The sequence below is a fragment of the Primorskyibacter sedentarius genome, from assembly GCF_004342065.1.
Lineage (GTDB): Bacteria > Pseudomonadota > Alphaproteobacteria > Rhodobacterales > Rhodobacteraceae > Primorskyibacter > Primorskyibacter sedentarius.
The window spans coordinates 1-12,551 of the sequence record NZ_SLZU01000020.1 but is presented as its reverse complement, the minus strand read 5'-3'; the positions used below and the strand labels follow the sequence as shown (position 1 = coordinate 12,551).

General features: G+C 61.2%; 12 protein-coding genes and 1 other RNA gene. 5 read left to right on the top strand and 8 right to left on the bottom strand.

Going from position 1 to position 12,551, the window contains the following annotated elements; all coding sequences use genetic code 11:
- Positions 1–24: 24 nt before the first annotated feature.
- Positions 25–1,260 (bottom strand): MFS transporter, encoded by a 1,236-nt coding sequence (locus EDD52_RS19055; RefSeq protein WP_132247945.1) that lies wholly within the window; start codon positions 1,258–1,260, stop codon positions 25–27.
- 147 nt (positions 1,261–1,407) lie between these two features.
- Between EDD52_RS19055 and EDD52_RS19050 the strand changes: the two genes are divergently transcribed.
- Positions 1,408–2,469 (top strand): YeeE/YedE family protein, encoded by a 1,062-nt coding sequence (locus EDD52_RS19050; RefSeq protein ID WP_132248023.1) that lies wholly within the window; start codon positions 1,408–1,410, stop codon positions 2,467–2,469.
- Positions 2,470–2,499: 30 nt separating this feature from the next.
- Here EDD52_RS19050 and EDD52_RS19045 read toward each other — a convergent pair whose 3' ends face one another.
- The 3 genes from EDD52_RS19045 to hemE form a co-directional block, all read right to left on the bottom strand.
- Positions 2,500–3,261 carry an ABC transporter permease gene (locus tag EDD52_RS19045; RefSeq protein WP_132247943.1) on the bottom strand — a complete coding sequence of 254 codons (762 nt, stop codon included), beginning with the start codon at positions 3,259–3,261 and terminating at the stop codon, positions 2,500–2,502.
- Positions 3,258–4,187: an ABC transporter ATP-binding protein gene (locus EDD52_RS19040; protein ID WP_132247941.1), complete on the bottom strand. Its 930-nt coding sequence runs from the start codon at positions 4,185–4,187 to the stop codon at positions 3,258–3,260. The genes EDD52_RS19045 and EDD52_RS19040 overlap by 4 nt, the downstream gene beginning before the upstream one ends.
- 156 nt (positions 4,188–4,343) lie before the next feature.
- Positions 4,344–5,372 (bottom strand): uroporphyrinogen decarboxylase, encoded by a 1,029-nt coding sequence (gene hemE / locus EDD52_RS19035; RefSeq protein ID WP_132247939.1) that lies wholly within the window; start codon positions 5,370–5,372, stop codon positions 4,344–4,346.
- Positions 5,373–5,478: 106 nt separating this feature from the next.
- On the opposite strand from hemE, the gene hemC reads away from it, so the two are divergent.
- On the top strand, positions 5,479–6,438 hold the full coding sequence (hemC, locus tag EDD52_RS19030) for a hydroxymethylbilane synthase (RefSeq protein ID WP_132247937.1): 960 nt from the start codon (positions 5,479–5,481) through the stop codon (positions 6,436–6,438).
- 90 nt (positions 6,439–6,528) lie between these two features.
- On the opposite strand, the gene EDD52_RS19025 is transcribed toward hemC, so the two are convergent.
- The 3 genes from EDD52_RS19025 to nudC all read right to left on the bottom strand — a co-directional run bounded on the left by EDD52_RS19025 (position 6,529) and on the right by nudC (position 8,924).
- Positions 6,529–7,335 carry a DUF4198 domain-containing protein gene (locus EDD52_RS19025; protein WP_132247935.1) on the bottom strand — a complete coding sequence of 269 codons (807 nt, stop codon included), beginning with the start codon at positions 7,333–7,335 and terminating at the stop codon, positions 6,529–6,531.
- A gap of 76 nt (positions 7,336–7,411) precedes the next feature.
- Positions 7,412–7,879, bottom strand: coding sequence for an SRPBCC family protein (locus EDD52_RS19020; protein WP_132247933.1), 468 nt, complete (start codon positions 7,877–7,879; stop codon positions 7,412–7,414).
- A gap of 73 nt (positions 7,880–7,952) precedes the next feature.
- Positions 7,953–8,924, bottom strand: a complete 972-nt coding sequence (gene nudC, locus EDD52_RS19015; RefSeq protein ID WP_132247931.1) for an NAD(+) diphosphatase — start codon at positions 8,922–8,924, stop codon at positions 7,953–7,955.
- A 189-nt stretch (positions 8,925–9,113) separates the two neighbouring features.
- Here nudC and EDD52_RS19010 point away from each other — a divergent pair, with 189 nt between their 5' ends.
- The 3 genes from EDD52_RS19010 (at position 9,114) to ffs (ending at position 11,978) form a co-directional block, all read left to right on the top strand.
- A complete protein-coding gene (locus EDD52_RS19010) occupies positions 9,114–11,093 on the top strand; it encodes a bifunctional 2',3'-cyclic-nucleotide 2'-phosphodiesterase/3'-nucleotidase (RefSeq protein ID WP_132247929.1) in 1,980 nt (659 codons plus the stop codon).
- A gap of 108 nt (positions 11,094–11,201) precedes the next feature.
- On the top strand, positions 11,202–11,858 hold the full coding sequence (locus EDD52_RS19005) for an HAD family hydrolase (RefSeq protein ID WP_132247927.1): 657 nt from the start codon (positions 11,202–11,204) through the stop codon (positions 11,856–11,858).
- Positions 11,859–11,881: 23 nt separating this feature from the next.
- An RNA gene (gene ffs, locus EDD52_RS19000) (signal recognition particle sRNA small type) lies at positions 11,882–11,978 on the top strand.
- A gap of 387 nt (positions 11,979–12,365) precedes the next feature.
- On the opposite strand, the gene EDD52_RS18995 is transcribed toward ffs, so the two are convergent.
- Positions 12,366–12,551 (bottom strand): JAB domain-containing protein (locus tag EDD52_RS18995; RefSeq protein WP_279389277.1); only part of this gene is annotated, 186 nt, incomplete at its 5' end.

Here is a 12,551-nt window from a genome sequence, read left to right as displayed (position 1 = left end):
CGTCTCTGACCGATGAGGGGCAGATCACTCGGCAGGTTCGGCAGGCATCAGCCGCGCGAAGACGGTCTCGTTTCCCGGCTCCGGATGGCGCGGGATCATCAGCGCCAGCAAGAGCGATCCGCCCGCCATTGCCGCCGCCAGAACAAAGACCGCACCGGGCGAAATCAGCCACAGATAGCCCAGCAGGACCGGCAGAAACACGGCCGCGATATGGTTGATGGTAAAGGCCACTGCCGCCGTGGGCGCGATGTCCCCCGGTGCGGCAATCTTTTGAAAGTAGGTTTTCAGGGCAAGGGCGAGCGCAAAGAACATGTGGTCAATGACATAAAGGATCGAGGCCAGCAGCACCCCCCAACCAAACCAGTAGATGCCGCCATAGGCCAGAAAGACGATGATAAGCCCGACATATTCAAACATCAGCGTCCGGCGCTCGCCAAACCGTGCCACGACATGGCCAAAGATCGGGGCCACAGCCATGTTGATGACAAGGTTGATCATGAACAGGCCCGTGACCTCATGCACTTCGAAGCCGAACCGTTCGACCATCATGAAGCCCGCGAAGACGACAAAGATCTGGCGCCGCGCACCGGACATGAACTGGAGCAGATAGTATAGCCAGTAGCGGCGGCGCAGGATCATCTTCTTGATCTGCGGGTTTGGCGCTTCGAATTGCGGGAAGGCCAAGACGCAATAGAGCACGATCAGCAGCGTCGTCCCGCCCGATGCGAGATAGACAAGGTTGTAGTCCAGCCCGAAACTCTGCCACGTTGCCATGATAACCACATAGGCCACCAGCGTTGCAGCCGAGCCTGCCGCCATCAGCAGCCCCAGCACCTGCGGCGCGCGATCTTTTGGAAGCCATTGCAATTGCAGCGACTGGTTCACCGTCTCGTAATAGTGAAACCCGATGGAACTGAGCATCGTGATGGTCAGAATGCCGCCCAGGCTGGGGAACCATGCCGTCACGGCGGTGGCCACACCCAAGAGCGCCAAGGACACCAGCCCCAGCACCTGTTCGCGCACAAAGATGATGAGCGCAATGACACCAACCGCGAAGAACCCCGGTATCTCCCGGATGGTATGCAGAAGGCCGATATCCGCGCCGTCGAAATCCGCGACCTCGATGACAAAATTGTTCAGCAATGCCGACCATGTCGCGAAAGACAGCGGCATGGCGATCGCCATCATGAAGAGCAGTGTCACGGGCCTGCGCCACAAGGGCAGGTTGCGTGCTTCGTGCAGGGGTACGGTGCGGGTCATTCTTCACGCTTTACGCCCAATCCCATCGCTTGGACAGGCCAAAGCAAGGATTTTTGGTGCAGCCTCGGCTGATCTGGATCAAGGTTAACATATGCAGATTTTGACATGCCTTCGCGCGAAGCGTCACAGCAGCGGAGCATGACGGGAATGGACATGGTTGCCCTTGTCGAGCGATTGGGAGAGACGCCCACCGCCGCCCTGTTCGGGCTGCTGACCGGCATGGTCTTCGGCATTGCCGCGCAGCGGTCGCGGTTTTGCCTGCGCGCAGCGACCGTGGAATTCGGACGTGGGCGCATGGGCGACAAGGTCGCGGTCTGGCTTCTGACCTTCTCTACCGCCGCCGTGTGGGTTCAGGGCGCGCGCCTCGCAGGGCTGATCGACACGACAGAGGCCCGCATGATGGCTGTCCCCGGCAGCTGGTCCGGCGCCGTGCTTGGCGGGCTGATGTTTGGCACGGGCATGGTGCTAGCCCGCGGATGTTCAGGGCGTCTGCTGGTTCTGGCGGCGACGGGAAATCTGCGCAGCGTGGTTTCGGGCCTGATCTTTGCGGTCGTCGCGCAGATGTCGCTGACCGGGTGGCTGGCACCGCTGCGCGACTGGCTGGCCTCACTTTGGGTCACGCAGGGCGGTCGCAACCTTGATCTCCTCTCGGCGCTACACCTGCCACAGGGGACCGGGTTGGTCGTGGGGCTTGCGCTGGCCCTGCTGGCGCTCGACGTGGCCCGTCGCAACCGGATCGGCGTCGCGCGGCTGGTCTTTGCGTCCGGTGTGGGCTTTGCCGTGGCGCTGGGGTGGGGCCTGACCTACGCCTTGTCGCAGGTCTCCTTCGACCCGGTCCAGATCGAAAGCGCCACCTTCACCGGCCCGTCCGCCAATATGCTGATGTTCTTTCTGGACCGGAACACCGTCATCGATTTTGACATCGGCATGGTGCCCGGCGTCTTTCTGGGCGCTTTCCTTGCAGCGTGGTTTGGCAAAGAACTTCGGTTTCAGGGCTTCGAGGGGACGCAAACCATGCAGCGCGCCATGTTCGGCGCGGTGCTGATGGGGTTTGGCGGCATGCTTGCAGGCGGCTGTGCGATCGGTGCTGGTGTCACTGGCGGGTCCATCTTTGCCGGAACCGCCTGGCTGGCCCTGTTCTGCATGTGGCTGGGAGGCATGGGAACCGACGCGCTGCTTCGCCGAAACCAGTCGCTCGCTGCGGTCTAAGCTGTGCCCCCTGCTACCACCTGCGAAAGGTTAACTGCGCAGACGCCAACCGGTGCGGAAGATGATCCAGACCACAACCATGCATAGTGCACAGAACCCAGCAATGGCGAGCAGGCTCAACCCTACCGGCACATCTGCCGTGCCGAAAAACGACCAGCGGAAGCCGGAGACAAGGTAGACCACCGGGTTGAACAGGGTGATCTTCTGCCAGATCGGTGGCAGCATCGAGACCGAGTAAAACGACCCGCCCAGAAACACCAGTGGCGTCACAACCAGCAGCGGGATCAGCTGCAACTGTTCAAAATTCTTTGCCCAGATCCCGATGATGAACCCGAACAGCGCAAAGCTGACACATGTCAGGATCAGGAAACCGGCCATCGCCCAAGGGTGCTGAATGGACAGGTCCACGAAAAAGGCGGACGTTCCCAGGATGACGAGCCCGATGAACAATGCTTTCGTCGCGGCGGCCCCGGCATAGCCCAGCACGATTTCCAGAAAATTCACCGGCGCAGAAAGCTGTTCGTAGATCGTGCCGATGAATTTGGGAAAATAGATGCCGAAACTGGCGTTGGAGATGCCTTGCGTCATGACAGTCAGCATGATCAGCCCCGGCACGATGAAGGCGCCATAGCTCACGCCCTCGATCTGGTCGATCCGGCTGCCAATCGCTGTGCCAAAAACGATGAAATACAAAGAGGTCGAGATCACGGGGGATACAAAGCTTTGCAGCAATGTCCTGAAAAACCGTGCCATCTCGAAATAATAGATCGATTTGACCGCCTGGAAATTCATGCCGCGTTCTCCTGCAAAAGTCCCACGAAGATTTCCTCGAGACTGGATTGTCTGGTGCGAATGTCGCGCAGTACCAGACCGGTGGCCGAAATATCGGACAGCAACTTGGTGATGCCCGTCCGGTCGGCAGAGGTGTCATAGGTGTAGCGCAGCGCCCTTCCCTCCTCGATCAGATCGAGGTCGTAGCCGGACAGAGCCTCGGGCAGGCTTTCAACAGGCTCCTGCAACTCGACGACCAACTCCTTGCGGCCCATCCGGGTCATCAGGGCAGTCTTTTCCTCGACCAGCAGCAACTCTCCCTTGTTGATCACGCCGATGCGGTCGGCGATGGCCTCGGCCTCTTCGATATAGTGGGTGGTCAGGATGATGGTCACGCCATCTGCCTTGAGCTTTGCCACGATGTCCCACATGTCGCGCCTCAGCTCCACATCGACGCCGGCCGTTGGCTCATCAAGAAACAGCACGCGCGGTTCGTGCGACAGGGCCTTTGCAATCAGCACGCGGCGCTTCATCCCGCCGGAAAGCTCCATGATCTTGGCGTCGCGCTTGTCCCAGAGCGAGAGCTGCCGCAGGATCCGTTCAACATAAACATCGTCGCGCTTGCAGCCGAACAGGCCGCGAGAGAACCGCACCGCATCGATCACTTTCTGGAAGGGCTCCAGATTGATTTCCTGCGGCACCAGACCGATCAGCTTGCGCGCCGCGCGGTAATCCGTGATCGTGTCATACCCACCGACGCGGATCGTGCCGGAGCTTGGCACGCTGATGCCGCAGATCGCAGAGATCAGCGTGGTCTTGCCCGCACCGTTTGGCCCAAGCAGGGCGAGGATCTCGCCTTCGCGTATCTCCAATGACACGCCCTTCAACGCTTCGAACCCACTTTGGTAAGTCTTTCGAAGCTCGGAAATCTCTACCATCGCCGTCATCTGCGTCTCCTGTCTGAGACGCAGAAACCTATAGGCGCCCTAGCAGAAAGCAACCTGCGCTTTTGCACGTAGATCTGTGCGAATGAGCCCATTCCGACCGGAGGCGCCCCAACTGCGCGACGAGGCCCGCCGAAAAAGCGTGCGGTCGCCCCGGGATCAGCCTTCGCGCACAGTGTCGATCATCAGCTGCACGTTATCAGGATCCGCGTCTGGGGTGATCCCGTGGCCGAGGTTGAAGATATGCGGCCCACCACGGAAGGCCTCGACCACGTGGCGCGTCTCGTCCACAAGCGGCTGGCCTCCGGTCACCATGTGGCGCGAGGCCAGATTGCCCTGCACGCAGCCATCCACCTGCACGTGGCTTGCCGCCCATTCGGGGCTGACGGAATTGTCGATGGCCACGCAATCCGCGCCCGTTGCCTTTGCAAATCCAATGTACCGCTCGCCCGCCTCGCGCGGGAATGCGATGATGGGGGTATCAGGGTGGCGCGCCTTCAGCTCTGCGATGATGCGTTTGGCCGGTGCCAAGCAGAAGTCATCAAAATCCTGCCCTTTCAACGATCCGGCCCAGCTGTCGAACAGCTTGACCACCTCTGCACCGGCTTCGATCTGGCAGGACAGGTAATCGACGGTCGATTCCGTCAAACGGTCGATAAGCGCCTTGAAGAGCGGCCTGTTCTCGGCCTTGAGAGCATGCGCCGGACCCTGATCGGGCGTGCCACGCCCGGCAATCATATAGGTCGCCACGGTCCAGGGCGCGCCGGCAAACCCGATCAGCGTTGTCTCGGATGGCAGGGCGCCTTTGAGGATGCGGACTGTTTCATAGATAGGCGACAGGGTCTCGTGGATCATCTCGCCGCGCCCCAGCCGGTCGAAATCGGCTTGCGTGGTCACGGTGGACAGGCGCGGCCCCTCGCCCGTGACGAACCACAGGTCCGCCCCCAGTGCCTGCGGCAACAACAGGATATCGGCAAACAGGATCGCCGCATCAAACCCGTAGCGACGGATCGGTTGCAGCGTCACCTCTGCGGCGAGCTCCGGGTTGTAGCACAGCGACAGAAAGTCCCCGGCCTGCGCTCGGGTGGCGCGATATTCCGGCAGGTAACGTCCCGCCTGCCGCATCATCCAGATGGGCGGGGTGGGCAGCGTTTCTCCTGCCAATGCGCGCAGAATTGTCTTGCTCATCGCCGTGTGGTCCTTTCCGTCAACCGGCCCGTGGTCCAACGCGGGCGGCAATATGTCAAGTCATCCCGGCTTGCCGGGGCAGGATGACGCGACTAAAGCTTGGCGCATGACACTGACACTTCCCTCTCCCGATGCACCCCTGAAGATCGGAACCCGCGGCTCTCCGCTGGCGCTGGCACAGGCCTACGAGACACGCGACCGCCTTGCTGCGGCCTTCTCTCTCGCCCCCGAAGCCTTTGAGATTGTGCCGATCAAGACCACAGGCGACGACCGAACGCTGATCGCTGCGGACAAGCCCCTGAAGGAAATCGGAGGCAAGGGTCTTTTCACGAAAGAGATCGAAGAGCAGCTGTTGTCCGGCGGCATCGATATCGCGGTGCATTCGATGAAGGACATGCCCGTCGAGCAACCTGCCGGATTGCTGCTGGATTGCTACCTTCCCCGCGAAGACGTGCGCGATGCCTTCATCTCGCAGGGGTTCACGGCCATTGCAGAGCTGCCTCCGGGTGCAACGGTCGGGTCCTCGTCCTTGCGGCGTCGCGCGCAGCTGCTGCACAGGCGGCCGGATCTGAACGTCGTGGAATTTCGCGGCAACGTGCAGACCCGGCTGCGCAAGCTGTCCGAAGGTGTTGCTGACGCCACATTCCTTGCCATGGCCGGGCTGAACCGTCTGGGCATGGCAGAGGTGCCGCGCACGGCCATCTCTGCCGAAGATATGCTGCCTGCCATTGCGCAGGGCGCCATCGGCATTGAACGACGGGCGACAGATTCGCGCACCGCAGAGATGCTGGAGGCGATCCACGACGCTCCGACTGGCCAAAGGCTGGCTGCGGAGCGTGCGTTTCTGGCAGAGCTGGACGGCTCTTGCGAGACACCCATCGGCGGACTTGCAGACCTTGATGGCGGCACGCTGCGGCTGCGCGGGGAAATCCTGCGCCCGGACGGATCGCAAGCCCTGTCGGACGACGCCACCGCGCCGATTGAGGACGGGCCGACCCTTGGTCGCGAAATGGCGCAAAAATTGCTGGAACAGGGCGGGTTGGGCTTTTTCGACTGGCGCGGCTAGGTCACCCTGGACCGACCTGACCTTCGCCTGCAAAACCGCTCGTATGCCCGATCTTTGGCGCAACGCGATGCAGCGGCGGGCCCCGCCTGATCAGTCGGCTTGGTCCATTGGCACGGCAAAAGTCAATGAGGCCCAAAGGGACTCCCAGACCGGGTCTTCCTCGCTCGCGGGGTCCACAGCGCGCATGACAACCGAATCGACAAGGTAGCTGTGCCCGCGTGCGACCGGGATCGTCGCCTGCCCCTGCGCGTCGGTGCGATGAAGCGATGTCGTTACCGTTCCGTCCGGCGCCTTGTCGAACAGCTCTATCTGGCTGTCGGCCCTGGGGGTGCCATCGTAGAAAACGGTCACCGGCATCCCCTCCTCCATATCGTCCGTGTAAGGGTTGGCGCGGGCCACGATCTCGAGCAGCAGGCCCTGCACTTTGTCGCTGCCTGCGCCCTTGCCCACGGCAATCAGGCTCTTGCCATGCCGGCTATAGCGTTCCTTGAAACCTGTATCGGGCAGGCCACGCTGCCTATGGCGGTCCATCGCCCAGGCAAAATCCTTATGGGTGGTGAACGACTCGAACTTTTCCCATTCCTTGTAAGTCAGCACGCTGTCCGTCGTGACATGAATGACCACCGCCAGACCTTCTGTCGGTGCAGGCATCGTCAGCGCGGGCCTGTCCCCGGCCCGACCGGGGACCTCGGCCACATCCTCGCCCATCGCCAGATCAAAGCGACGGAACCGCATCGGCAAGTAGGAGAAGGCCGAGCCCTCGAAATCCTCCCCGACCCTGATATCTGCGACCAGCGGCGCATCCGCGGCAATTTGGTACTGTAAAGGTGAAATCCAGAACTCATGCGCATTCACCGCACAGGGAAAAACTGCGGCAATAAGGGCAAGCATGCGCATGGCAGAATCCTTCCGGTCGAAACGCGTTGCTGACAGAGTCTAGCTGCAGCTTCCCAGACTTCAATCCGCAGCGGCGCTAGGCCATCCGTTTCGCGCGGTTCTCGATGTCTCTTGCGTATTCCGCGATGCGCAGCTTGTAGCGTTTGGCCAGATTGCCCTTGGCGAGCTTCAGCGATTGCATCAAAAGCCGCGCGGACAGGGTCCGGGGCCGGGTAACCACTTTCATCGTCAACCGGGTCCGGGTTTGCGACAGGGCCACAAGCTCGATCGTCAGATCAACATCCAGCCCGCCGGATTTGCCCTCAAAAGTCAGAAACTCCGGCTTTTCATATCGCGTCAGTTCGATGTCGGCCGTCCGGGTTTTGCCGCGAAATGCGAATGTCGTTGTCCACGCCATGCCCGCCGCTGTCTCGTGCAGATCATCGGTACGGCGCACATCAACCCCGCGGCGCAGCGCCGACCGTTCAAGGATATCGAAGTCGGAAACCTTGGCGAAGACAGCCTCCAGCGGCGCCTCGATGTCTTCGTTCGTCGTCAGTTCCATCGCTTGCCTGCCCTGCTTCGCCCGTTCGCCACCCCCGTCTGCCGCATGGGGTTTGTTCGCCACCAGTCTTGCGTCATTCGCCCATATCCGCAAGCCAGTTGCGAAGCAGAAACTGCGCGATGGCCCCCTTACGTGCGGGCAATATGTCTGACCTCAGCCCCGCGAAGATGTCCATCATCTCTTCGCGGGTGATCCAGACCGCGTCTTCAATTTCCACCGGGTCGACGGTGATCTTGTCGGTCAGCGCTTCCCCCGCGCATCCCAGCATCAGCGAGGACGGGAACGGCCAGGGCTGGCTTGCAAGATAGCGGACATGGCCGACCCGGATGCCTGCCTCTTCAAACACCTCGCGGCGCACGGCGGCCTCTATCGTTTCGCCCGGCTCGATGAACCCTGCCAGCAAAGAATACATTCCCTCTGGCCAGTGCGGCGACCGACCGACCAGCACAGAGTTGCCCCGTGTGATCAACATGATCACAACGGGATCGGTGCGCGGAAAGTGATGGGCGTTGCAGGACGGGCAGATCCTTTGCCAGCCGGCCATGAAGATCGCGGATTTCTCGCCGCAAGCCGCGCAATACCCGTGCGTCGCGTGCCAGCCCAGGATTGCCTTGCCTGTCGCCGCCAGTTCGGCATCGCGCGCGTTCAGCAGTGTCATTACCGCGCGCAGTTCCACAAAGCGCTGCCCGGCTTCCAGCGCGGGGTGGGTCTGTTCCGACCGGTCGAAAAATCCGCGCAACGCGGCCTCGTTCAGGCCCTCTGGCGTCCAGTCCCGCAACTCATAAGCGAAATAGCCCACATCAGAGCTCTCACGCCCAAGAAACACCGGCTCCGACAGATCGGCCAGGATCGGGTGACCCAAGGGAAGGCGCGCCAGTGTCAGCGCATCCCCCTCTCCCTCTACCAGGGGCTTGCCGCGCCAGAAAAGCACCGCAAAAGACCTGCCCGAAGCTGCGAGAGCGTCGAGTTTCGGCGCATCTCCGCGCAATTCAGCAGCTCGGTCGAGCGAAGAACCGCCGAAGGTGACCGTTTCGGATAATTGCATGCAAATGCTCCCATTTATGTCACACTCGACATGCCATGCCGTAGAACCGGTGGCAAACAGCTTGAACAGTGGCCCCGGGATGCGCAACCAATGGTTGATCCCTGCTCAGCAGGCCCATGTCTCAGCCTTGTCATTGGATTGTAGTCTCTGCATGATTTTGTCAGAAAGATTTCTTAACGGAGCAGAACAATGCCCAAGACCGGATTCCCCGACCTCTCGCGCCGCGCATTCCTGGCAGGTACGGCGGCAGGTGCAACCATGATCACCCTGCATCCCTATTCCGTCCGCGCGGCAGCCGGGCAGGTCCATCTGCGGATCATGGAAACGACCGACCTGCACGTGCATGTTTTCCCCTACGACTATTATGGTGACCGTCCGGTCGACACCGTTGGCCTGTCGCGCACCGCGTCGATCATCGGCGATATCCGGGCCGAGGCCACCAATTCCATGCTGGTGGACAATGGTGACTTTCTGCAGGGCAACCCGATGGGCGACTATATCGCCTATGAACGGGGCATGAAGGAAGGCGACATGCACCCCGTCATCACTGCGATGAACGCGGTGGGGTTTGACGCGGGCACGATCGGCAACCACGAGTTCAACTACGGGCTGGATTTCCTGATGAAATCCGCCGCGGGTGCCGAATTTCCGATCGTGCTGGCCAATCTGACCACCGAAAAGGGCGCGGCACCGCGTGACGACACCACCCTGTTCAAGCCTTACGTGATCCTTGACCGCACGGTCACCGATGGGGCTGGCGCCACCCACCAGATCAAGGTGGGCATCATCGGATTTACTCCGCCCCAAGTGATGAACTGGGACAGCAAGCACCTGCGCGGCAATGTCGAGGCGCGTGATATCGTCGAGACCGCCCGCGCCTATATCCCCGAAATGAAAGAGGCCGGTGCCGACATCATCATCGCCCTGTCGCATTCGGGCATCGGTTCGGCGAATGAAACCGAGGGTATGGAAAACGCCAGTGTGCCTTTGGCCTCCATTGACGAGGTTGACGCCGTCATGACCGGCCACAGCCACCTTGTCTTCCCCTCGCCCACCTATGCCGATTACGCTGGCGTTGACGTCGAAAAGGGCACGATCCACGGCAAACCCGCTGCGATGGGCGGCTTTTGGGGCAGCCATCTGGGCGTGATCGATCTGATGCTGGAACACGAAGGCGGCGAATGGCGCGTCGTGTCCACCGCATCCGAGGCACGCCCGATCAGCAAGCGCAACGAGGACCGCTCGATCACCGCGCTGGTCGAGGATGACCCCGCCGTGCTGGACAGCGTGCGCCAGCAGCATGAGGAAACGCTTGCCTATGTGCGCCGCGCCGTGGGCAAGACCTCTGCCCCGCTGCACAGCTATTTCGCACTGGTGGCCGATGATCCGTCGGTCCAGATCGTCTCTATCGCGCAGAAATGGTATATTGAGGAGATGCTGGAAGGCACGGAATATGAAGGCCTGCCGGTACTGTCCGCTGCCGCCCCTTTCAAGGCCGGCGGCCGGGGTGGTCCTGAATATTATACCGACGTGCCCGCGGGCGACGTGGCGATCAAGAACGTCGCTGATCTTTACCTTTATCCCAACACGGCACGCGCGGTGAAGGTGAACGGCCAGCAGCTGAAGGATTGGCTGGAACGTTCGGCCGGCATGTTCAACCAGGTCGAACCGGGCAAAGCCGATCAGCCGCTGCTCAACCCCGACTTCCCCAGCTACAATTTCGATGTGATCGACGGGGTGACCTATCAGATCGACCTTAGCCAGCCATCGAAATACGGCCCCAAGGGCGAGCCATTGAATGCGGATGCCAGCCGGATCGTGGGCCTTGCCTATAACGGCGCGCCCGTCACGCCCGACATGGAGTTCGTGATTGCCACCAACAACTACCGCGCCTCCGGTGGCGGCAGCTTCCCCGGCGCGATGGGCGACACGATCATCTTCGAGGCACCCGACACCAACCGCGATGTCATCGTGCGTTACATCGTCGAACAAGGCACGATCAACCCGTCAGCCGATGCCAACTGGTCCTTCGCCCCGCTGGCCGATACCAGCGTCCTGTTTGTCACCGGCCCCAAGGCGCGGGACTATATCGCAGACGTCAAAGGCGTGACCATCGAGGATGCAGGCGACGGCGCGGACGGGTTTGCGCAATTCCGCATCACGCTCTGACGAGCGCTGTTGATCATCACAAACAAGCTATTTTCGGGCGGCTCGACGTAGCCGCCCGTTTGGTGTTTAAACCCGGCGACACGCCCCCCCGATGCCACAGGAAAAACCATGACCTTTGCCGCAGTGATCTTTGACCTTGATGGCACGTTGATCGACACGGAAACCCTGTCGATGAATTCCTCGCGCATCGCGTTCGAGGCACATGGCCTAAAAGTCACCGACGAGCTGCTGCACAGCCTTATTGGCAAGGACAAGGTTGCCGGGTCTTCGATCCTGCGTGCGGAATACGGCGACATTGACCTTCCCGCCCTGTTCGCGACCTGGGTCGAAGTCGCGCGCGACCATTTCGAGACCGATATTCCGCTGAAACCCGGCACCGAAGAGTTGCTGGGCTGGCTGGCCGAACGCAACATGCCTCGCGCGATCTGCACCTCCTCCAGCCAGGCCGAAGCGGATCAGAAACTGCGCCTGACCGGGCTTGGCCGCTGGATTGAAACGGTCGTGACCGTGGACTGCGTGACCAACGCAAAACCACATCCAGAGCCCTATCTGGAAGCCGCGCGCCGCCTGAGCGCCACGCCCGCATCCTGTCTGGCATTCGAGGATAGCGAGACCGGGGCACAGGCCGCATTCTCTGCCGGCATGCACGTGGTGCAGGTCCCCGACATCATTCCAGCCTCGGGTAAATTCGCCCATCTCGTCGCCAGCAACCTGCTGGACGGCGCCCATCAAGCCGGATTGCTGCCGACACCTTGCGAATCCTGATCCGACCCCCTAAGTAGGGCATTGAGAGGTTGGCGCGGGCGAGCGCCTCGCCAACCCGGTCAGATCCGGAAGGAAGCAGCCGTAACGAGCCCCGCTTGGGTCGTTGTCCAGCCTCTCACCCTACCCCCCCTGCCGGAAAAGATCCCGCTGAACCACCCCTGCGCCGCCAAGGTGGCCGCCGCAGCATCTTACCGCGAATGCCACGTCCGGGGTACTGTTGTAGAAAACTCATATTGATGTGAACCTGCCCGCAGATTTCGTTTCGGTGGTGAAGCGGATGTAGTCTTCGTGGATCGCCTACAGATAGAACCAGCCCCGGCTGATGCCCTTGAGATGGGTGAAGTCGGTCTGCCACTTCACGCGCCTAAACTCTTCTTTGCGCCTCACCTGCCTTGGCTCCTTCGCAGTGACATATTGCAAAGTAATCAGCAGCCGAAAATCGTAGCGTAAATCTGCTCCAAATCCTGCTAAACGTGGGGGCAACCCTCCCACATGCACGCATTCACATCAGGCCGGAGCACCCGGCGTGGGCAGACCATACTCGGTGCGGAACGAAAATTCCGTTTCCTTGCCGATGATCACATGGTCATGGACAGAAACGCCGACGGTTTGGCATGCGTCGCTGATGCGCTCGGTCATCTGGATGTCTTCCGGGCTTGGCGTCGGGTCGCCGGAGGGATGGTTGTGGACAAG